The sequence below is a fragment of the Paenibacillus sp. cl130 genome (genome assembly GCF_900116035.1).
In the GTDB taxonomy this organism is placed as follows: Bacteria; Bacillota; Bacilli; order Paenibacillales; family Paenibacillaceae; genus Paenibacillus; species Paenibacillus polymyxa_B.
The window spans coordinates 476458-498211 of the sequence record NZ_FOYG01000003.1 but is presented as its reverse complement, the minus strand read 5'-3'; the positions used below and the strand labels follow the sequence as shown (position 1 = coordinate 498211).

Annotated in this window: 16 protein-coding genes; 13 read left to right on the top strand and 3 right to left on the bottom strand. The window is 45.5% G+C overall.

The window, feature by feature from the left end; all coding sequences use genetic code 11:
* Window positions 1-6: 6 nt before the first annotated feature.
* Complete coding sequence (locus tag BM358_RS11310) at window positions 7-990, top strand: aldo/keto reductase (RefSeq protein ID WP_028541619.1); 984 nt, start codon at window positions 7-9, stop codon at window positions 988-990.
* Window positions 991-1135: 145 nt separating this feature from the next.
* On the opposite strand, the gene BM358_RS11305 is transcribed toward BM358_RS11310, so the two are convergent.
* The gene (locus tag BM358_RS11305; protein ID WP_028541618.1) at window positions 1136-2053 is read right to left on the bottom strand and encodes an AraC family transcriptional regulator; all 918 of its coding nucleotides are present in this window, start codon (window positions 2051-2053) and stop codon (window positions 1136-1138) included.
* A 475-nt stretch (window positions 2054-2528) separates the two neighbouring features.
* On the opposite strand from BM358_RS11305, the gene BM358_RS11295 reads away from it, so the two are divergent.
* The 10 genes from BM358_RS11295 (at window position 2529) to BM358_RS11250 (ending at window position 14189) form a co-directional block, all read left to right on the top strand.
* A complete protein-coding gene (locus tag BM358_RS11295) occupies window positions 2529-3515 on the top strand; it encodes an aldo/keto reductase (RefSeq protein ID WP_028541617.1) in 987 nt (328 codons plus the stop codon).
* 460 nt (window positions 3516-3975) lie between these two features.
* Window positions 3976-5031 (top strand): LacI family DNA-binding transcriptional regulator, encoded by a 1056-nt coding sequence (locus tag BM358_RS11290; RefSeq protein ID WP_028541616.1) that lies wholly within the window; start codon window positions 3976-3978, stop codon window positions 5029-5031.
* Window positions 5032-5083: 52 nt separating this feature from the next.
* Window positions 5084-6256 carry a Gfo/Idh/MocA family protein gene (locus BM358_RS11285; protein WP_028541615.1) on the top strand — a complete coding sequence of 391 codons (1173 nt, stop codon included), beginning with the start codon at window positions 5084-5086 and terminating at the stop codon, window positions 6254-6256.
* Between the two features lie 35 nt (window positions 6257-6291).
* Window positions 6292-7020 carry a ThuA domain-containing protein gene (locus tag BM358_RS11280; RefSeq protein WP_028541614.1) on the top strand — a complete coding sequence of 243 codons (729 nt, stop codon included), beginning with the start codon at window positions 6292-6294 and terminating at the stop codon, window positions 7018-7020.
* 237 nt (window positions 7021-7257) lie between these two features.
* A complete protein-coding gene (locus tag BM358_RS11275; RefSeq protein ID WP_028541613.1) occupies window positions 7258-8364 on the top strand; it encodes a Gfo/Idh/MocA family protein in 1107 nt (368 codons plus the stop codon).
* 747 nt (window positions 8365-9111) lie between these two features.
* Window positions 9112-10149, top strand: coding sequence for an aldo/keto reductase (locus tag BM358_RS11270; protein ID WP_023988822.1), 1038 nt, complete (start codon window positions 9112-9114; stop codon window positions 10147-10149).
* 101 nt (window positions 10150-10250) lie between these two features.
* The gene (locus BM358_RS11265) at window positions 10251-10823 is read left to right on the top strand and encodes a TetR/AcrR family transcriptional regulator (RefSeq protein ID WP_023988821.1); all 573 of its coding nucleotides are present in this window, start codon (window positions 10251-10253) and stop codon (window positions 10821-10823) included.
* Between the two features lie 309 nt (window positions 10824-11132).
* Window positions 11133-11885 carry an SDR family NAD(P)-dependent oxidoreductase gene (locus BM358_RS11260; RefSeq protein ID WP_023988820.1) on the top strand — a complete coding sequence of 251 codons (753 nt, stop codon included), beginning with the start codon at window positions 11133-11135 and terminating at the stop codon, window positions 11883-11885.
* A gap of 47 nt (window positions 11886-11932) precedes the next feature.
* Entirely contained in the window at window positions 11933-13012 is a 1080-nt protein-coding gene (locus tag BM358_RS11255) for an alkene reductase (protein WP_028541612.1), read from the top strand.
* A gap of 178 nt (window positions 13013-13190) precedes the next feature.
* Window positions 13191-14189, top strand: a complete 999-nt coding sequence (locus BM358_RS11250; RefSeq protein WP_028541611.1) for an NADP-dependent oxidoreductase — start codon at window positions 13191-13193, stop codon at window positions 14187-14189.
* Between the two features lie 301 nt (window positions 14190-14490).
* On the opposite strand, the gene BM358_RS11245 is transcribed toward BM358_RS11250, so the two are convergent.
* Together BM358_RS11245 and uxuA are read right to left on the bottom strand one after the other, a co-directional pair.
* Entirely contained in the window at window positions 14491-16098 is a 1608-nt protein-coding gene (locus tag BM358_RS11245; protein WP_028541610.1) for a mannitol dehydrogenase family protein, read from the bottom strand.
* On the bottom strand, window positions 16099-17175 hold the full coding sequence (gene uxuA / locus BM358_RS11240; RefSeq protein WP_028541609.1) for a mannonate dehydratase: 1077 nt from the start codon (window positions 17173-17175) through the stop codon (window positions 16099-16101). It lies immediately after the preceding gene.
* Between the two features lie 160 nt (window positions 17176-17335).
* Between uxuA and BM358_RS11235 the strand changes: the two genes are divergently transcribed.
* Both BM358_RS11235 and ppsA read left to right on the top strand, forming a co-directional pair.
* The gene (locus BM358_RS11235; protein ID WP_028541608.1) at window positions 17336-17989 is read left to right on the top strand and encodes a GntR family transcriptional regulator; all 654 of its coding nucleotides are present in this window, start codon (window positions 17336-17338) and stop codon (window positions 17987-17989) included.
* Window positions 17990-19035: 1046 nt separating this feature from the next.
* Window positions 19036-21648 (top strand): phosphoenolpyruvate synthase, encoded by a 2613-nt coding sequence (ppsA, locus tag BM358_RS11225; RefSeq protein ID WP_028541607.1) that lies wholly within the window; start codon window positions 19036-19038, stop codon window positions 21646-21648.
* Window positions 21649-21754 lie beyond the last annotated feature (106 nt).

The following is a 21754-nucleotide window of genomic DNA, read 5'->3' as shown; positions in this document are numbered from 1 at the left end:
ATGACGATGAATTATCGTACAGTAGGAAAAACAGGAATCAAGGTTTCAAATTTATGTTTTGGCACGATGTCCTTCGGCGGAAATGCCGATGAAGAAACATCCAAAAAAATGTTCAACCGCTCCCGCGAAGCTGGCATTAACTTTTTCGATACAGCAAACGTGTACAGCCAGGGTCGCTCCGAAGAAATTCTAGGCGAGTGCATCGAGGACTGTCGGAATGAGATTGTACTGAGCACCAAAGTTTTCTATCCGATGGGACAGGACGTGAATGCTAGGGGGCTTTCCCGTCGTCATATCATGCTTGAAGTGGAAAACAGTCTGCGACGCCTGAAGACGGACCGCATCGACTTCTACTTCGTGCATATGTTCGACGAAAATACACCAATGGAGGAGACGCTTCGTGCACTCGACGATCTTCAAGCGCAGGGCAAAATCCTTTACCCAGCGGTGAGCAACTGGTCGGCCTGGCAGATTACCAAAGCGGTCGGCATCTCTGCCAGGGAGGAGCTGGCGCGCTTTGAATTGATCCAGCCGATGTACAACCTGGTCAAACGTCAGGCTGAGGTAGAAATCCTGCCTCTTGCCGCTTCCGAGCAGATTGGGGTCATTTCGTACAGCCCTCTGGGAGCCGGGATTCTTACGGGCAAATACGGAACGAACAAACGACCGGAGCAAGGACGGCTGGTCGAAGAGCAGCGGTATACGGACCGCTATGCGGATGAAATGAATTTTGCCGTCGCCGACCGCTTTACTGCACATGCAGCAGAACGAGGCGTGAAGCCCTCGACGCTTGCGGTAGCCTGGGCGATGTCCAATCCTATGATCACGGCGCCAATTATTGGCGCAAGAAACCTCGCGCAGCTGGAAGACTCACTGGGCGCTGTCGATGTAGAGATGACTCCAGAGTGGCGCGATGAGATTTCCAGACTTTCGGTGACTCCCGCGCCTTCTACAGACCGGGGCGAGACGCTACTGCCGAACTGGGCTTGAAGACCGAAGACCGCCTAAATGATGTTGGGGAAGTCGGTGGTGTTCTCGTTTTATAGGAAATGACGCTGGAAGTTAAACGTATCATACCGAAAAAGAGACGGCCTAAGGTCGTCCTTTTTGCTTCTTCGCCGATCAGTCTAGATACTTAGTCATTCATGACCTGGTCGTATTTTTCCTTCAATCGCTTGATGTCCGCTCTCGGAGGAGCACCGAACGTGCGGGAGTATTCACGGCTGAATTGGGAAGAGCTCTCGTAACCAACCCTGAAAGCGACGTCTGCGGCGTCCGCCGATTCAGCCAATAAGATGCGGCGAGCTTCCTGAAGTCTCAGCTGTTTTTGGAACTGAATTGGGCTCATGGCGGTTACCTCTTTAAAATGCCGATGGAACGAAGAAACACTCATGCTGGCGGTGTCTGCAAGATCTTCGATCCGAAAAGACTGGTCCCAATTTCGGACAATATGGTCGATAGCTTCCCGGATCCGATAGGTGCTGCTTCCTTCGACTGCAATCTGAGCCAATTCGACTCCATAGGGCCCCTGCAGCAGCCTGTACAGAATCTCCCTCGTGTAAAGCGGGGCGAGAAATGGGATTTCTCCCGGGGTGTCCAGCAGACGGGCAAGCCTGAGCACGGCGTCCTGAATGGACGATTCCATCCAGCCGACGAACAGGGCACGCTTGGCATTATCTTTTGACGTGACCTTAATATCACAATCGTTCAGCACTTCAAGGATCTGGTTCTGTGTAAATTCGAGCTTGAGACTCAGGTAAGGAGAGTCAGCAGACGCTTTTATAATTTGACCGATCACAGGCAGATTCATGGAAGCGATCAGATAATTGGACGGTCCATATTCAAATCTCTCCTGTGCCAGCAAAATTTCTTTCAGACCTTGAACGACAACACAAAAAGAAGGCTTGTAAACCCGATAAGCGGGCTCAGTTATGCTGGAATGCTGATAGAAAAATAGGGAAGGGACCGCCGTTTCCTTGGTGCTATTCTGAAGCGAGTGACGCTCGATTAATCCGGTAAGCTCCTGTTGCTGTCGAATAAGGTTCTCGGACATTCAAATCCTCCTTGCAGGTTTGTCTGGTCCCATTATAAGACTTATCCGCCTGTAGCAACAGTAGCCGTAATAGGATTGGGCAATCATTTAAGACGAATGAGATATCACTTCGCTTTTTCTGTTCGGCATAATAAGACTAAGCTCACAGAATCAAGCAAGGGGGAGAACAATGTAACAGCTGAAGCGGATGAAGTGACAGAAGCCTCTAAACTACCGCAAGCATAACGACATTATCAAAGAACAAGTTTAAAAAAGGGAGGAGATGAATTATTTGAATCGTTGGTTTAGGAACTTATTGGTTCAAAGGCTTATCACATTAATAGAGTTTGAAGAGCATGAATGTTTCAAAAAATTATATAATAGTTCTCTTGATAGGATCGTAAGCCAATTAACTAAAGAAAAATAATGAACATTTATCATTACCCACCCTCCTACTGGATAAAGAAAAAATGATATTAAGAAAGGAAGAGGTATGTTGGAAAAGCGTAAATTGGGAAATAGCGGTCTGGAAGTTTCCGCAATCGGACTTGGATGCATGGGAATGAGTTACGGTTATGGGCCGGCTTCGGACCAAAAGGAAATGATCTCGGTCATTCGGAAAGCAGTCGAGCGCGGCGTGACTTTCTTTGATACCGCCGAAGTATACGGACCCTACACGAATGAAGAACTCTTGGGCGAAGCTCTTCTTCCTGTTCGAGATCAAGTCGTGATTGCCACGAAGTTCGGCTTCAATATCCAGGATGGCAAGCAGTCCGGAATGAACAGTCGCCCTGAGCATATCAAGAAAGTTGCCGAAGAATCGCTTAGACGGCTCAAGATTGAAGCCATCGACCTGTACTATCAGCACCGAGTCGATCCAGATGTGCCGATCGAAGAGGTAGCTGGAGCTGTGCAAGATCTGATCCGGGAAGGAAAGGTGAAGCACTGGGGATTGTCTGAAGCAGGAGTGAAGACCATTCGTCGTGCACACGCGGTTCAGCCACTCACTGCAATTCAGAGCGAATATTCCCTGTGGTGGAGACGCCCCGAAGAGGAACTCCTCCCTGCCCTAGAAGAGCTCGGTATTGGCTTCGTTCCGTTCAGTCCTTTGGGCAAGGGCTACCTGACGGGAAGTTTTAACGCAAACACGACATTCAACCATGACGATTTGCGCAGTATTCTTCCACGTTTTACTCCAAAAGCGCTGGAGGCCAATCAGGTGTTGGTCGACCTGCTTAAAGAGATGGCTGAGCAGTTAAAAGCAACGCCAGCCCAAATCGCACTCGCCTGGCTGCTAGCCCAGAAGTCGTGGATCGTTCCGATCCCGGGCACACGGAAATTAAGCCGTCTGGAAGAAAATCTAGGCGCAGTGGACATTAAGCTCACATCCGAAGATGTGCGCAATATTAACAGCGCAGCCTCGCAGATCACTTTGATGGGCGCCAGATATACGGAGGAACTGGAGAGAAGAACGGGTCTTTGATCTAATTCTTCAAGTCATATCCCAATCATGAGGAAATCTCTTTTGTTAAAGTAAATAATTAGATGAGAAATCGTATTTCTCCGCGATATTAAAATCCTGTCCTGCCTTATGAGGCGGAGTGAGTAAAGTCCGATGTTCATTAACTCGCTGCTGGTAAAATAGCATTAAAATCATCCCTAAAATCGAAATAGCGGCAGTCATGGACGAGGAAATAAAGTCCTAGAACTGCCGCTATTTTATTGAACTTTCGTATCCGTTAGCGCAATAGTTAATAAACATTTATTTGTTCGCGGCACCGACTGCTGGGGCTGGGATATTCCGTTCAATCTGCTGGCAAGCAGGAATCGCGAGACAATGTCCTTTTAGTAGAGAAATGAGCTTATTCATCTTTGAAGCACGCTTTTTGGGATTGACAGAGGTATGGCAGCATGAGAAAATGTACGCGCGTACATAAAATGATTTGGAGGTGGGTAATATCGTTTCGCGCAAGGAAGTAGCAGAACTTTCCGGCGTGTCTGAAGCGACGGTATCCCGGGTCTTAAATGCAGTAGGTCCTATCAAAGAGGATACGCGGAGAAGGGTTCTGGACGCAGCTAATCAGCTTGGATATGTTCCTAGTGCGCTGGCCCGTAACTTTGCCCGAAGCAAGAGTGGCCATCTTGGTGTGGTTATGCCTTATGTCCCGAAGGCGCACCTGTTCTCAGCCTATTTTTTCTCTGAGATGCTGAGCGGTATCGGAAACAAGGCCAGAGACAGCGGACTCGATCTGCTTCTATTGTTCCGGAAGCCGGGGGAACGGATTGATTACAGTAGTCTTTTCCGCCAGCAAAGGATCGATACCTGTATCATCCTTGGAGCCAGGGATGACCACGATGAGGTGGAAGCTCTAAAGAGACTTCAGGAAGAAGGGCGTCCGTTCTGCGTCATGAATCACCATTTTGAAGGGCAATCGTTCTGTGAAGTGGATGCAGACCATGTAGAAGGCAGTCGAGCGGCTGTAAGTCACCTCATCGAGCAGGGATACAAGCGGATTGCCTTTCTCAACGGCCCGAATATCTATTCCAATAGTACTGAGCGAATGAAGGGTTACCGTACCGCGCTTCAGGAGGCCGGTATTGAATATGACCACGAGCTGCTTCTGGAAGGTAACTACAGCCGTCGAAGCGGGCTCGAAGCCTCAGCTACAATAGCAGACAAATTGAATGATATTGATGCCGTATTTGCGGCGAACGACCGGATGGCCCTCGGGGTAATGCAGGGTCTCCGTGAGCGCGGACTGCCAGTTGAACGGTTCCCAGCGTTTGTAGGCTATGACGATTCGGATGCGGCTGAGATGGCTGTTCCGCCGCTAAGCAGTGTCCGCGTTCCTTTTTATGAGATGGGAGAGCTCGCAGCCTCGAAGCTTATACCCGATTCTCTGGACCTTATTCCAGCCCTGGAACTGACCGGGTCCGACTCGATAAGAGAACTCCTGTCCACAGAGCTGATTATCAGGGCGTCATCCATTCGTCCATAACACCAATCGTCAAAAACTCGTTGAAACTCAGACCCATAAGGAGGATCACGACATGTCTAATCGTCTTCGTATCGGAATGGTTGGCTACAAATTTATGGGCAAGGCTCACAGCAACGCTTACCGTAGTCTACCCATGTTCTTCCCAGATGCCCCGCTGCAGCCAGAGATGTCCGTTATCTGTGGACGCAACGCGCAGGGGGTTCAGGCGGCTGCCCGCCAGTTCGGCTGGACCGAAAGTGTTACGGATTGGCGTGATCTAGTGAAACGTAACGATATTGATCTCATTGATATTAACGCCCCGAGTAATGCCCATAAGGAAATTGTCGTTGAGGCTGCCCTCCAGGGCAAGCATCTGTTCTGTGAGAAGCCGCTTGCGCTCTCGCTGGCGGATTCCCGTGACATGCTGCAGGTAGCAGAGGAAGCAGGGGTCAGACATATGGTAGGCTTCAACTACCGCTTTTCTCCGGCTGTCCAGCTGGCAAAGCAGCTAGTCGAGAGCGGTCGCCTAGGCAAAATTTATCATTTCCGTGCTTTCTTCCTTCAAGACTGGATCATGGACCCGTCCTTCCCGCTGGTATGGCGGCTGCAAAAAGAAGTGGCCGGTTCTGGCTCTCATGGTGATCTTGGCGCCCATCTGATTGATCTCGCTCGCTTCTTGGTCGGCGAGTTCCATGAAGTGATCGGTATGAGCGAGACATTCATCAAACAGCGCCCGTTGGCTTTGGAGATGAGCGGGTTGAGCTCCAAAAGGAGCGCAGAGGCAAATGCACCGATGGGAGAAGTGACAGTCGATGATGCCACGCTGTTCCTGGCACGCTTCGCCGGAGGTGCGCTGGGCAGCTTCGAGGCCACACGTTTTGCTGCCGGACATCGGAGCACAAATTCATTCGAGATCAACGGTAGCCTAGGCAGCGTGCGGTTTGACTTTGAACGAATGAACGAACTGGAAGTGTATTTCACACAGGATAAGGAGGACGTTCAGGGCTTTCGCCGCGTACTCGCCACCGATCCGGCACATAAGTACTCTGAAGCCTGGTGGCCTGCAGGACATACAATTGGATTCGAGCATACCTTCACCCACGAGATGCTTGAGATGTTGAGGGCCATCTCCGAAGGACGACAACCTTCGCCGAACTTCCACGACGGTGTCGCTTGTCAGGCTGTGCTTGAAGCGGTAGAACGCTCCATAGAGGAACGCCGCTGGGTATCCATTGAAGAAATGTAGTATAACAATACATTCCGAAAGGTGAGTGGTTACAGATGCGCAAGGCACTGATTGTATGGGGTGGATGGAACGGACATGAGCCGGAGCAGGTGGCGGCCATTTTTGAACGCATTTTGAAGGAAGAGCAGTTCGAGGTGGAGGTGTCTAATACCCTTGAAGCCTACCAGGATGCAGAGAAACTGCTTGACCTGGACTTAATCGTTCCAATGTGGACCATGGGACAGATTGAGCAGGAACTAGTCAATAATGTCTCAGCAGCCGTTCAAAGCGGCGTAGGTCTCACAGGCTGCCATGGCGGCATGTGTGATGCCTTCCGGAACAACGTGGATTGGCAGTTCATGACAGGCGGGCAATGGGTTGCGCATCCCGGCAATGACGGGGTGGAGTACATGGTGAACATGAAGCGCGGCTCCAGCCCACTTCTAGAGCACATTGAGGATTTTCAGGTCAAAAGCGAGCAGTATTACCTCCACGTAGACCCGGCAGTTGAAGTGCTGGCAACCACACGCTTCCCGGTCGTACCAGGTCCCCATTCAGCCAATGGGCCAGTGGATATGCCTGTTGTATGGACGAAGCGCTGGGGGAACGGACGCGTCTTCTACAATTCGCTGGGCCATCACGCAGAAATCATAGATATGCCTCAAGTGACCGAGATGATGCGCAGCGGGTTTCTATGGGCAGCCGCAGGCAAACAGGCGGTGGCCACCCAGGGCAGCTCGCTGGCAGAGGCTTATACAGGCATGACAGACAACCAGCAGCGTTAGCGTGGACCGGATGAATTGGTAGTACCTCTGGCAAAGAGTTTGACCACCTGAACTCACCATGGTCAGAAAGGGACAGAGCACAGAAGGAGAACAGACAACACGGACAGTAATACCGTTAGGCGTGTGCCCTTATGCAATGAAGTCCTGATTGAATTCGTATTGCCAGTCTCTAATAGTATCCGATGAAATAAAAGAATGCCATTATCCATTTTTTCTGAAGAAGAAGGGAGTCCAGGCATGAACAAAATGAAAGTAGGCATTATCGGGTGTGGTAAAATTAGCGGAATTTACATGGAAAATTGCCATCGTTTCGACATTCTGGAGCTGTACGCAGTAGCGGATCTGGACCAAGGTCGGGCAGAGGAGCAGGCAGTAGCGTTTAACGTTCCGAATGTATATTCGGTAGATGAGATTTTGGCTGATCCGGAGATCGAACTCATTATTAATTTGACCATTCCGGGCGTTCACGCTGACGTTTGTCTCAGAGCTCTTGAGGCAGGCAAGCATGTTTATGTGGAGAAGCCACTTGCCGTCACCCGTGAGCAAGGGCAGGCTGTCTTGGATCTTGCTCATCAAAAGGGACTGCTTGTCGGCTGCGCACCGGAGACCTTCTTCGGTTCCGGTATACAGACATCATTGAAGCTGATTGAAGACGGAGTCATTGGGAGTCCGGTAGCCGCTACGGCTTTCATGATGAGCCGTGGACATGAACATTGGCATCCTGATCCTGAATTTTATTATGCAGTCGGCGGCGGTCCAATGTTTGATATGGGCCCCTATTATTTGACGGCTCTGGTGCAATTGCTTGGTCCGATTGCTACCATTTCAGGCATGACAAGCAAGGCGATGGATCAACGAATGATTACGAGCGAGAAAAAGAGAGGCCAGACCATCCCCGTCGATATACCGACCCATGTGGCCGGATTGCTGCGCTTCAAGCAGGGGGCTGTCGGCACGCTAATTACCAGCTTTGACATCTTTGGTGGAAGCACTCTGCCACCGATCGAGGTATACGGCACTCATGGCACGTTACAGGTGCCTGACCCGAACACGTTCGGAGGGCCAGTTCGCTATAGGGTGCTAGGCGGGCAAGAATGGACAGACGTTCCGCTGTTGTCGGGCTACCAGGAGAACACAAGGGGCATCGGTGTTGCCGATATGGCCTACGCTATCCGCAGCGGACGGCCTCACCGCGCCAGTGGTGAATTGGCCTATCATGTGCTAGAGGCGATGTGGGCGTTCCACGATTCCTCCGATCAGCAGACCTTCTATCCAATGCAAAGCACATGTCTGCGTCCGGCGGCTTTACCGGAAAACCTGCCTTCGTACACGTTAGATACGTAAACAAAGGTCGGCCTAGTGCTAGTCAGCAGCATTCAAAAATTACAAGACTGGAGGGCATGTCCCAAAAGTCAGTTTTTGTTTTTTTACATTCCGCTTTGAATGTTCATTTCTATTGAAAAGAAGACTCCAGCTCCGTTTTGACCGCGGCTTTGGAGTCTTCTCAGTTCAATTTTCGGGAAATTTGACAGAGCGAGAAGTTGTGGAAGTCCTTTCATAAAGGATTATAGAGCAAAGACTAAAAGAGGAAAGACAAAGCAAAGTAACCGTCATAGGTACGTCGGATAAGAAAAGCTCACGTGTGCATTCAATCGGTAATGAGAGGGTTCACTTGGTAACCTAGCTTTAAACTGACGAGGAGTCATTAATCGAAAATATGATGAACTGAAACGGATTTTCTTTACGCACAATTGGGACTGCCTTAGTGCCGAACAGTTAGATCGAACGAAGAACATTTTCTCCGCTACATTTTCCGGATCGCCGTCATACAGACAGCCATTCAATTTGCATTCTTCATCGATCATCTCTGGCGTGGTCGGTTTATGCTCCCAAAAGACCTGATCTTAATTTCGGTCATAAAATCATTCTTTACCGATCGTTCTAAATATGTTATATTGTTGGCGTGGGAGGAATACACGGATAAGAAGCCAAGAGTTATGAGGAGTGGTGTGAGATCTTGCCGTGGAGTTCTTCTACGAATATTAGAATGATCATTCTAATTATAGCAGATTGAGAAGGGATGGATTGAACATGGAATATCGTGTATTAGGAAATACAGGCCTTAAAATAAGCAGTTTTGTATTAGGTACAGGTACTTTTGGTTTTTGGGGGAACAATACGGAGAAAGAAGCTGCAGTCATGTTGGATGAGGCTTTGGCTGGAGGCATTAATCTGATCGATACAGCGGATGTCTATTCAAGTGGTCAATCCGAAGAAATTCTGGGTCACATCCTAAAAGGACGCAGACAGGATGTTATTCTGGCCACGAAAGGCGGAATGCCCATGGGCAGTGGGCTTAATCAATCCGGTAACTCGAAATATTGGATTAAGCGTGCAGTAGAGGGTAGCTTGAGAAGGTTGCAAACGGACTATATCGATTTGTATCAACTACATCAGCCGGATCTCCATACTGACATTGAAGAGAGTCTTGACGCACTTACGGACCTGGTTCGTGAAGGGAAGATTCGCTATATTGGTACATCCAATTTTCAGGCATGGCAAGTGACCGAAGCACAATGGACTAGCGAACGCAAAAATACCGCACGCTTTGTATCCGAGCAAGCCCCGTATTCCATATTGAATCGAAGTATCGAATTCGATTTGCTTGCTGCAACCGCAAAATACGGAATGGGTGTAATGGTTTGGAGCCCACTTTCGGGTGGTCTACTAACGGGAAAATACCGCTCGGGAGAAGCTGTTGCCCCAGATTCAAGAGCAGCAAGTTCTCTAGGGAAACTTTCAACTGTTGTAGATCCGAATCGAGAAGAAAATCGCATCAAGTTCGAAGCCGTTGCTAAGCTCCAAACCCTTGCAGGTGAAGCAGGATTAACTTTGCCTCATCTTGCCATGGCATTTACACAAGCTCATTCGTCAATTACTTCTGCTATAGTGGGGGCAAGAACAATTGAGCAACTTCGTGAAACGTTAAAAGGCAGCGACATCCGATTAAGCACTGATATCCTGGATGCGATAGATGCTATCGTTCCGCCAGGAGTAACCCTGGATGCCCTGGAAAAAGGCTGGACGCCTGATTGGTTACAAGCAGACAAACGAAGAATCCTGGGTTAAATATGTAAGACAGACCTCATACCTGTAATGTATTCACTTATTTTAAATCTAGTTTGCCGATCCTTCACTAAATTGTATAATGATTATTCGAGGTGATGACGATGGCAAGATCAAAAGAATTTGAAGTTAATGAAGTATTAGATAAAGCAATACACCTATTTTGGGCACAAGGATATGAGAAAACTTCAATGCAAGATTTGGTTGAGTTTATGGGCATTCACCGAAGAAGTATCTATGATACCTTTGGGGATAAGCATGCCTTATTTATGAAAGCTCTCGAACGATATGAAACGAAGCAGACCAGCAAAATGAGGTTTCTGATTGAAAAACAAAAACCGATCAAAGAATTAATTCGGGAGTTGTTTGAGGCGACAGTAAGAAATGAAGGAGAACCTCTAGGGTGTTTTCTCGTGAATTCAGGCGTGGAACTCGGCGTGTTGGATCCAGAAGTTGCATCCTTAGTTGATGAGAGTTATTCGCGAACTGAGGAACTCTTGACTAACCTTGTTCTGAAGGGTCAACAATCGGGTGAGTTCAAGAATGACTTGGATCCTGTAGTTATTTCTCATTATTTAATGAATGCGTGGTTGGGGCTACGTACGTTGGTTAAGACAACAACGGATCAGCAAAAATTAAAGAATATTATTGATATGACACTGACCGCTTTGGATTAAAAGTGGAATTACAGCATGACAGGCAAAAGGAGTCACCTAAATGGAGGACTGTTTGTTTCCTTGATACAAGTTTTTTCTTGTCCCTCTAACGAAAGAAAGAACTTGTATCTCATGCCTCACACAAGTCAAAGAATACCGCTCCAAAATTAAAATTCTTAGCCACAAAAAAATTCTTTACTGTTCGTTCTAAAATTGATATGCTAATAGCAAGTTAGATCTAACTGTTTTTATTCCAATAAGAATGATCGTTCTAAAATCGTCTTTAAAACTCATTTATACTAATCTGCATGTTATGAAGGAGAGAATATTATGAAGTATACAGTTATCACAGGAGCAAGCTCAGGGATTGGATATGAAACGGCATTGGGCTTTGCTGCACGTGGCAAAAACTTAATCTTGGTAGCTAGAAGATTGGATAAATTAGAAGAACTTAAATCAGCAATTCAGGATATTGATCCTACTGTAAATGTTATTGTTCATACAAGTGATCTGTCTGTTACAGATCAGGCCTACACACTATATAACAATTTAAAGGAATACCAAATTGAGACCTGGATTAACAATGCGGGGCTCGGTGAAGCTTCTTTTGTAGCAGAACAGAATTTAGATAAAGTTGAAACTATGTTACGTGTTAACATCGAATCCTTGACGATCCTTTCTACACTATATGTGCGAGATTATGCTGATGTAGAAGGAACTCAGTTAATTAACGTCTCATCCGCACTCGGATATGCCATTGCTGTTGGGAGTGTTGCTTATTCTGCATCTAAATATTACGTTAGTGCCTTCACAGAAGGGCTTGCAAAAGAACTAGAAATGAAAGGTGCAAAACTAAAAGCTAAGGTTTTAGCACCAGCTATAACAGAAACGGAATTCGTTAAGAAATCATTAGATACTGAAGAATTTGATTACAAAGCAAACATGCCTAAGTACCACACTGCCAAACAAATGGCGGACTTCATGTTGGATCTTTATGATAGCAACGAGGTGGTAGGGATTGTAGACCAGAACTATGATTTCAACCTGAGAGGCCAAATCTATCCAATCATTTCAGAATTTTAAATTCAATTCATATATCCTTGAATACATTAAAAGAGGAGAGTATCCGAATGAAAAAATTGTGGAGTAAAACAAACATTGGAACAATGGAATTACCTCATCGTTTAGCAATGGCACCAATGACACGTAGTAGATCGCAAGAAGATGGTACACCGGGAGAGCTAACTTCCCTTTATTATGCTCAACGAGCGTCAATGGGACTCATTATTACTGAGGGTGTACAGCCTTCTGATGATGGGCAAGGTTACTTATGGTCACCTGGGATCTATACGGATAAACATATCGAAGGATGGAAAAAGGTTACAGATGCAGTGCATAAAGCAGGTGGATATATGTATATCCAATTAATGCATGCTGGTCGCATGTCGCACCCTGATAATACACCACATCATCGCCAACCTGTTGCGCCATCTGCAATCGCGCCCGGTGTAGAAATGTTTACTGCTAAAGGTATGCAGGACATTCCCGTTCCTCGTGAGTTAAGTGAAGAGGACATTCAAACGACCATTGCTGATTTCCGGAAAGCAGCAGCAGCGGCTATTAAAGCAGGTGCGGATGGCGTTGAAATTCATGGAGCCAATGGTTATCTGATTAATCAATTTATCGGAGAAAACTCGAATACACGAACAGATGGATACGGGGGATCTATAGAAAATCGTGCTCGCTTCGCGATTGAAGTAACGAAAGCCATAGTCGAAGAAATTGGAGCAGAAAGAACAGGCTTCCGTATCTCGCCAGGGACACCTCTTGGTGGGATTCAAGATGGTGAACAAGGTCCTGAACTTTATCGTTATCTTGTAAAAGAATTAGCTAAATTGGATTTAGCTTACCTTCATGTCATGCATCTTGGAAACGAAAAACTGCTCCAAGACATTCGCTCAATCTGGACGAATCCTTTGTTAGTCAATCGTGCTGGACGAGCTCTGGAGGATCTTAGCGTGGATATAGATCGTGGCCTTGCTGATCTGGTGCCTGTTGGTGTATGGTCATTAGCCAATCCGGATTTAGTGGAACGACTTCAAAAAGGTGCGCCGTTGAACGAAGCAGATCCGACAACATTCTTTGGTCTGGGAAGCAAAGGTTACACGGATTATCCTACGATGGAAGAATTAGAATCCCAAGAAGGGTAACAATAGTGAATATGGTAAATCATGGCGTGCGACTGAAAGTTGTACGCCATGATTTATCTACTCTACCTTGATTTTATTAGCCAAGAACTGAATATTTATTTTGATCCACCTACACTCGTAACTAGTGATTGCATTCATGGTGTGCTACCCCAAAATTAGCAAAGGAAGAGGATGAATCATGAGAGCAGCACAAATACAGAAATATTCAAAAAAAATCCAAGTGGAATTAAATGATGTTAACATACCACAGATCAATAGCCATGAGGTTCTTGTCAAAGTAAAAGCTGCAGGTGTAAATCCACTGGACATTCTTAATCTGAATGGCAGTGTTCGGATGATTGCTGACTATAAGTTGCCATTAACTTTAGGGAATGAACTATCTGGCATTATTGAAGCCGTTGGTGATGATGTTTTGAATTTTAAGGTTGGTGACCCTGTTTATACGAGGTTGCCGCTTAATAAAATCGGTGCTTTTGCTGAGTATGCGGCCGTAAATGAAGATGCTTTATCCATCATACCTGAAAATCTATCTTTTATTGAAGCTGCTGCGGTACCCCTTACTGCCTTGACTGCTTATCAAGCATTGCACGATGTACTCCATGCCCAGCCGAATAGAAAGCTATTCATTCCTGGAGGAACCGGAGGATTTGGCGCTATGGCAATTCCCATTGCCAAATCAATGGGATTACATGTTATTACAAGTGGAAGTGAAAGAGGCAGATCACGTACACTGTCGATCGGGGCTGATCAATTCATAAATTATAAGGCAGAGAATTATGCTAACATACTGTCCGATATCGATTATGTGATCGACACCTTGGGTGCCAAAGAGATCAAAGCTGAACTGGGCATTTTAAAACCACAAGGGAAATTGGTATCATTGAAAGCCGGACCTAATTATCGCTTTGCGGTTGACAATCATTTTCCGTTGTGGAAAAAAGCATTGTTTGGTCTAGTGGGTGCTCGCTTAGATTCTTTAGCACGTAAGAATCAAAATGAATATCGCTTTTTATTTGTGCAAGCCAATGGAAGTCAATTACAAGAAATCACTAAACTTGTTGAAAAAGAAAATATCAAGCCCTCTATAGATTCAACTTATACGTTTGGGGACATTAACAAGGCGCTGATTAAAGTGTCGATGGGCCACTCTCAAGGCAAAGTGATTGTGACCTTCTAAATAATAAGCAACTTATGTGATGTTGCTTGCGTGTTCTGAGAATAAACAAATTATACTGTAGGCCGAAGTAAGCACATCTAATATTATAGACGCCGTTCCGAGATGACCTAAATAAACGATTATTGCTGGAAACGTAACAACAGGTGAAGCGACACGGGATTTAATATTACTTTGTGAATCCAAAAAAGGGGAGAAGAACAGATACTTAGTCATGTGGATGTTGATTATTTAAAAAATTGGTTCTCATTAACACAATCCCCTGACCAAAGTTTCTGGTAGGGGGATTGCGTTAATGTAAGTTCTAGTTCACATACTTCTCTATCGTGCTTCGGACTGCACCAGGACCTGCCAGCATCTCATGAAACATGGCTTCAATCTTGTCGCCCAGACCAATCTCATATAATCGGACACCGAACAGTTTGTCATCCTCGAGGAGGCAGCGAACCTCGGAGGTCTGATCGCCCAGCTTCGTATTCTGCAAATATCCCTGTAATGTATCTAGTAACGGGTCCGGACTGAGTATGAAGGGTGCTCCTTGATCATCCACTCCCAGCAAATAGCGACACCAGATCGCAATGGTCAAGGGAATAGCAGTCAAGTTCGCAGGATCAAGTCCTGCTGTGCTAGCATAAGACTTTATGGTTTCACCAAAACGGATGCTCATCTTTTGAGAGGTATCTGTTGCAATCCGCTGAGGCGTATCCGGAATATAGGGATTGGCGAAGCGTTCCTGCAATACCTCGTCAATAAATGGTTTCGGTTGGATAATAACGGGATCAACTACAACAGGCAAACCTTCCTTGTAGCCAATGGTTTCCACCAGACGACGCAATGTGTGATCCCTCATTTCATCTGCAATAAGCTCATATCCAAGCAGACACCCAGCTAGGGCCAGCGCTGTATGCAGCGGATTGAGACAGGTAGTGACTTTCATCTTCTCCACTTTGTCCACCGTATCCCGATTCGTGAAGATGATGCCAGCTTCCTCCAGTGCAGGTCTCCCGTTCGTAAACTTGTCTTCAATGACCAAATACTCGCTAATCTCAGCATTGACAAAGGGAGCCGTATACGTATGCCTTGAGGTAACGATCATCTCCATGTCGGCTAACCCCAGCCCCCGAAGAGCAGACTGTACTTGCAAGGAAGGGCGGGGAGTAATTTTGTCAATCATGGTCAGGGGGAAGGTTATTTTCTCCTCATTCTGCAGATAGTCTGCAAATCCTTCCTCTACCAGGCCTCTGCGAGTCCACTCCTTGGCGATAGCAATCATACTATCCTTTAACAGATCGCCGTTATGGGAGCAATTATCCATGCTCACAAAGGTCATTGGATGCCGCCCCTTCAGGTAACGCCGATAGGCAAGCGAAGTAGCTATGCTCATCACATGCACTGGCTGTTCAGGACCATTCGTCAAATCCCTCTCCACAACAGCCAGATACTTGCCGTCGGGCCCGGTCAGGGCGTATCCTTTTTCCGTGACAGTAAAGCTGGCCATCTGCAGGGACGGATTCTCAAATATTTCAATCAGACGGAGGTAGTCGTCTGGACGATTTTGCTCTGCTGCGAGTCCCTCAACGATGCTTGCGACCACGCTCTTGTGAAATCTTCCGTCAGCACTCATCAACACCAGTAAGGTTAGATTGTCATAAGGCTTATAGACTTTGTCGATCATTTCAAAATCAAAGGCTTCGGCCGCAATAATACCTGTATCCGCTTTCAATTTATTCAGCAGTTGTTGCTGCGCGTTGGCTATCAACCCTCGAAAAATATTGCCTGCGCCGAAATGCACCCATTGTGGTCTAACTCGGGTGTTATTGGCTACAAGCTCCAGATCATATTTTGGCAGCTCGATGCCTGCTGCTCCCCAGGCCGCCTTTTCTGAAAGGCCTTTCCGGTCAAGTTGGAGCATTTATTTCACTCCTTTGCCTTGAGCGAGACTATCCCAGACACCCAGCAAGTACATAACTCCCAGTGCACGGTCATACAAACCGTAGCCTGGCCGACAATTCTTTTCTTCCCCCCATAGATGTCTGCCGTGATCAGGGCGTACATATCCCTGATAGCCGTTCTCGTAATAAGCTCTAACTACTTCCGGAACATCGACGCTTCCGTCCTTACCGCGGTGTGACACTTCAATAAAGTCGCCATTCTCAAACACCTTGACATTACGAATATGAGCAAAATGAATACGATTATGAAACTCCCGAATCATGGCTGGCAAATCATTCTCAGGATTGCTCCCCAGTGAGCCTGTGCAGAAGGTTAGACCATTATATGGGCTGTTCACTGCATCTAGGATGCGCTGGATGGTCTCACGACTACGGACAATTCTCGGCAATCCGAAGATGGGCCATGCCGGATCATCAGGATGAATGGCCATCTTGATGTCAACCTCCTCGCAGACCGGGATGATGCGCTCAAGAAAATACTTCAGGTTGCCAAACAACTTGTCTTCTGTGACATCCGCGTAAGCAGCAAAAAGTTCATCCAGTCTCGCCAACCGCTCCGGTTCCCAGCCAGGCATGGTGAACTTTCCGGCTCCCTCGAGAATCCGATCCACCATTTGGCGTGGATCATCGGTAATGGCAGCCTTTTCATAAAAGAGGGCGTTGGACCCATCAGGCAGTTCCTTATACAGTTCCGTTCTTGTCCAGTCAAAGACAGGCATAAAGTTATAGCAAATCACCTTGACTCCCACTTTGGCTAATTTTCGAATGGTGTCGATATAAATGTCAATATATTGATCGCGGGATGGCAGGCCGATTTTGATATCATCGTGGACATTTACACTTTCTACGACCGCCGTACTAAAGCCCTTGCTCGTAATCTGATCAGCTACCTCCTGAATTCGCTCCATTTCCCATACTTCACCGGCTACCTTATCATGTAAAGACCAGACAATGCCCATAACTCCCGGAATTTGCCGGATATGATCCAGTGTAATATTGTCGTTGTTTTCACCATACCATCTCCAGGTCATATTCATAACGATACCCTCCCTGATTGTATTTCGTTTGTCTTGTATACAAGATTGAGTTGATCATAAATTATAGGGTTTGTTCTTGTCAATGATAATTTCAGAGGGGTTCGTCAGCTCAAAATGCTTTATAATATAACTAGATTTATAAAGTAAAGGTAGGAATGATATGTTTACAAAAGAAGAAATCATGCAACTGTTGAAAAAAGATATTTTGTCACTGACCTTAAAGCCGGGTACTCTTCTCAGTGAGACGACCTTGTCAGAACGCTTCCAGCTGTCCAGAACTCCGCTACGCGATGTATTGAAGTGGCTTGCGCTTGAGTCCTACATTGATATTTATCCCAAGAAGGGGAACATTGTGTCCTATATTGATCTAGAGTCCGTTGAACAAATTATTTACTTAAGAAGCGCATTGGAAAAGGAGATTATGAAGGAGCTTTCTTCGCAAATTACATTAAGCGATGTACAGAAGTTGAGTGATATTCTAGACAGACAGAGAGCTGTGATTGAAGAAGATCATGCTACGGATCAATTTCTCAGTCTGGATGATCAGTTTCACCAAACCATGTTCCAATTGGTGGGACGGGGGTTTCTTTGGCAGCTCATTCAGCAGTCGAATGTTCACTATATCAGATATCGCAAGCTGCATATGCTGGAAACAGGGAAGCTGATGGGCATCTGGCATGAGCACCAAGCTATGCTTGAATACATGCTGAATAAGGAAACAACCAAAATGGATGATCTGGTTCATCATCATCTCAGAGAGGATATCCATTCGCTCGATTTTCTCCGGAAGTTCGCTGATTATATCAAGAAATAAGGCAGCTAGCTCAAATTAACATGTATGAATTTTAAAGTAGTGGGTAATTCATGGAGGCTGTTCTACAAGTTGAATATGTCGGTGATAGAGCGAGTAATAAACGCGAGACTGCAGCAAATTTATGGGCGGAAACGTGCCGGCCTGTGTCATTCCATTTTTGCTCGTGAGCATTGTTATTTACCGTCAGGCGGTGGTCAAACTGGAGGAATCCTCACAGGAGTTTGCAGCCTTGTATACATGTTTCAGGCCCCGAAGCAAACGGATATTAAGCAGTGGAAAAAGGTGGAGCTACTATATCAACAAGGATACGCTTACCACTTCTGCGGCTGCCCCGGGTACAGACCCTCCCGGCTGTCGGAGGTACCTGAATTTCTGGAGATACAACGAACGTTTGAGAAAAAGAGAGAGGCGCTTCTATACTGGCTTTTGCAGAGCTAGTTGACGCGGGCTTATAACAAACGTAAGTGAAAGTAAATTTGGCAATTGGAACAAACATATCCTGAATATATTACATTGTTTCACAGTAAGTGTAAGCCAGGAATAGAGAATGAAATAAATTATCTTCTTTATAGTTATCATAGAGAAGAGCCTATAGAATCACATGTGAGATGAAGTGAATTATAGAAACTTTCATGTTTTCCCATTTTCCCAAGTGCAAAGATGAACATGCCCGAAAAAAATATAAGAGGTTCACTATACGCGCTTCGTTCGCTGAACTAACGGGCAGGTTAGCTCAATAAGAACCCGACGCAACTTCAGGGTTTCCTTAGGCTACATAGGAGCGATAGGGAACTATGCAGTAACTGAGTTCGGCTCGAGCCATGGTTTTTGATGTGACTAATGATAGCGGAAAATCAAAAAAGAACCTGGATAGTTTTATCAGGTTCTTTTATATTGCATATAAAACAGACACGATGATATAATCAGATTACGACTTCGTAATTTTTTAGGGACATAATTATTACATCTTACAATTTAACTTTACCATGCCGCTAAACTCTTGTCAAATGTTTTTTTCTCAATTTAATAGTTAGGAGAGATATTGAATGAGTTCTTTGGTTCTCGGTTTTCAGGAAATGGAAAAAACGCAGTTTTTGCTGGTTGGCGGAAAAGGGTTAAATTTAGGGGAATTATCAAAAATTGAAGGAATACCTGTACCAGAAGGTTTTTGTGTTACAACAGTGGGGTATCAAAAAGCCATCGAACAAAAAGAAACGTATTATGCATTGTTGGACCGACTAACAAGGCTAAAAGCAGAAGAACGAGCTCAAATTGGTGAAATCAGCAGGCAGATTCGACAAATGATTATGGAAGTAGAAGTTCCTTCCGATGTTGTGGAAGCAGTTACTCACTATCTCTCCCGGTTTGGAGAGGAACATGCTTACGCAGTGCGTTCTAGTGCGACTGCTGAAGATTTACCACATGCCTCTTTTGCTGGTCAACAAGACACCTATTTAAATATCATTGGCAAAGAAGCAATCTTGCAGCATATCAGCAAATGTTGGGCTTCCCTATTTACGGATCGCGCGGTTATCTACCGTATGCAAAATGGATTTGACCACAGTCAAGTTTATTTATCCGTTATCGTTCAAAGGATGGTTTTCCCTCAGGCTTCAGGAATTTTATTTACCGCTGATCCGATTACATCCAACCGGAAGCTGCTATCGATCGAAGCTAGTTTTGGACTTGGAGAAGCACTGGTCTCTGGCTTGGTCTCTGCCGATTGTTATAAAGTACAGGAAGGGGAAATCGTCGATAAGAGGATAGCAACCAAAGAATTGGCTGTCTATGGACGAAGAGAAGGCGGAACAGAGACCCGGCAGATCGACCCCGATCAGCAAAAGACTCAAACCCTTACTGAACAACAAATTTTACAACTGGCACGCATGGGAAGACAGATCGAAGCTTATTTTGGCTATCCACAAGATATCGAATGGTGTTTGGCCCATGATACTTTTTATATTGTCCAGAGTCGTCCAATCACGACTTTATACCCGATCCCTGAAGCAAATGATCAGGAAAATCACGTTTATGTATCTGTCGGTCATCAACAAATGATGACTGACCCGATAAAACCATTGGGATTGTCTTTTTACCTGTTAATAACTCCTGCACCCATGCGTATAGCCGGTGGAAGGTTGTTTGTTGATGTTACACATATGCTGGCTTCACCTGTCAGTAGAGAAACTTTCTTAAATACCCTGGGACAATCTGATCCGCTCATAAAAGACGCATTTATGACCCTAATAGAGCGAGATTTTATAAAATCGTTACCAGATGATAGAACAGAACAGAGTCCCGGTAATAGCAGTAAAGGTAGGTCGTCTGCAGGTTTTCAAGCACAAATCGAAAACGATCCGGCAATCGTTTCTGATTTGATTAAGAACAGTCAAACATCGATAGAAGAATTAAAACAAAACATCCAAACGAAATCAGGAGCAGATTTATTTGATTTTATTCTGGAAGATCTCCAAGAATTAAAGAAGATCTTATTTGACCCACAAAGTTCAAAGGTTTTTATGACTGCTATGGATGCTTCGTCATGGATCAATGAAAAAATGTACGAGTGGTTAGGTGAAAAAAACGCAGCAGATACGCTTTCTCAATCTGTACCAAACAACATTACTTCGGAAATGGGTCTGGCGCTGTTGGATGTCGCAGATGCGATTCGTCCTTATCCGGAGGTAATTGATTATTTACAACATGTAAAAAATGATAATTTTTTGGATGAAATGGTTAAGTTGAATGGTGGACAGGAAACTCAAGACGCTATCTATGCTTATCTCAACAAATACGGAATGCGATGTGCCGGTGAAATCGATATTTCGAGAACTCGTTGGAGTGAAAAACCAATTATACTTGTCCCCATGATTCTCAGTAATATCAAAAACTTTGAGCCTAATGCTGGCAATTGGAAATTTGAGCAGGGGCGACAAGAGGCTTTGAAAAAAGAACAAGAGTTATTAGATCGATTGAAGCAATTACCGGATGGTGAACAAAAAGCCAAAGAAACAAAACGGATGATCGATCTGATCAGGAATTTCATCGGTTATCGTGAATATCCCAAATACGGCATGGTTAATCGCTACTTCGTTTATAAGCAGGCTTTACTAAAAGAAGCCGAACAACTCGTACAAGCTGGCATTATTCACGAAAAAGAAGATATATACGATCTCACTTTTGAAGAACTTCACGAAGTCGTACGCACAAATAAACTGGATTATCAGATCATCAGTAAACGAAAAGACGATTACAAATTATATGAAAAACTAACTCCCCCGCGTGTAATCACGTCTGATGGTGAAATCATTGCGGGTGAGTACAAACGAGAAAATCTCCCAGCCGAAGCGATTGTAGGGCTGCCTGTTTCTACCGGAGTTATAGAGGGACGAGCACGTGTCATCTTAAACATGGAAGATGCTGATCTGGAAGATGGAGATATATTAGTCACCGCCTGTACTGACCCCAGCTGGACACCATTGTTTGTATCCATAAAAGGCCTAGTCACCGAAGTTGGTGGACTGATGACTCATGGTGCCGTTATCGCACGTGAATATGGCTTACCCGCAGTTGTCGGAGTGGAGAATGCTACCAAACTGATAAAAGATGGGCAACGAATTCGTGTGCATGGAACAGAAGGGTATATCGAAATATTGTAATGGCTGAATACGCTAAGTAATAGCCTCTGTCATAATGGACGGCATTAAATGCAACCTGTCATGGATAAAAGGGCGGTTATCCTGTTCGTCCTTTTATCCATGACAC

Coding starts and splice junctions, on each gene's coding strand:
- BM358_RS11310 (WP_028541619.1), top strand. CDS start 7: ATGAATTATCGTACAGTAGGAAAAACAGGAATCAAGGTTTCAAATTTA.
- BM358_RS11305 (WP_028541618.1), bottom strand. CDS start 2,053: ATGTCCGAGAACCTTATTCGACAGCAACAGGAGCTTACCGGATTAATC.
- BM358_RS11285 (WP_028541615.1), top strand. CDS start 5,084: ATGTCTAATCGTCTTCGTATCGGAATGGTTGGCTACAAATTTATGGGC.
- BM358_RS11280 (WP_028541614.1), top strand. CDS start 6,292: ATGCGCAAGGCACTGATTGTATGGGGTGGATGGAACGGACATGAGCCG.
- BM358_RS11275 (WP_028541613.1), top strand. CDS start 7,258: ATGAACAAAATGAAAGTAGGCATTATCGGGTGTGGTAAAATTAGCGGA.
- BM358_RS11270 (WP_023988822.1), top strand. CDS start 9,112: ATGGAATATCGTGTATTAGGAAATACAGGCCTTAAAATAAGCAGTTTT.
- BM358_RS11265 (WP_023988821.1), top strand. CDS start 10,251: ATGGCAAGATCAAAAGAATTTGAAGTTAATGAAGTATTAGATAAAGCA.
- BM358_RS11260 (WP_023988820.1), top strand. CDS start 11,133: ATGAAGTATACAGTTATCACAGGAGCAAGCTCAGGGATTGGATATGAA.
- BM358_RS11255 (WP_028541612.1), top strand. CDS start 11,933: ATGAAAAAATTGTGGAGTAAAACAAACATTGGAACAATGGAATTACCT.
- BM358_RS11250 (WP_028541611.1), top strand. CDS start 13,191: ATGAGAGCAGCACAAATACAGAAATATTCAAAAAAAATCCAAGTGGAA.
- BM358_RS11245 (WP_028541610.1), bottom strand. CDS start 16,098: ATGCTCCAACTTGACCGGAAAGGCCTTTCAGAAAAGGCGGCCTGGGGA.
- uxuA (WP_028541609.1), bottom strand. CDS start 17,175: ATGAATATGACCTGGAGATGGTATGGTGAAAACAACGACAATATTACA.
- BM358_RS11235 (WP_028541608.1), top strand. CDS start 17,336: ATGTTTACAAAAGAAGAAATCATGCAACTGTTGAAAAAAGATATTTTG.
- ppsA (WP_028541607.1), top strand. CDS start 19,036: ATGAGTTCTTTGGTTCTCGGTTTTCAGGAAATGGAAAAAACGCAGTTT.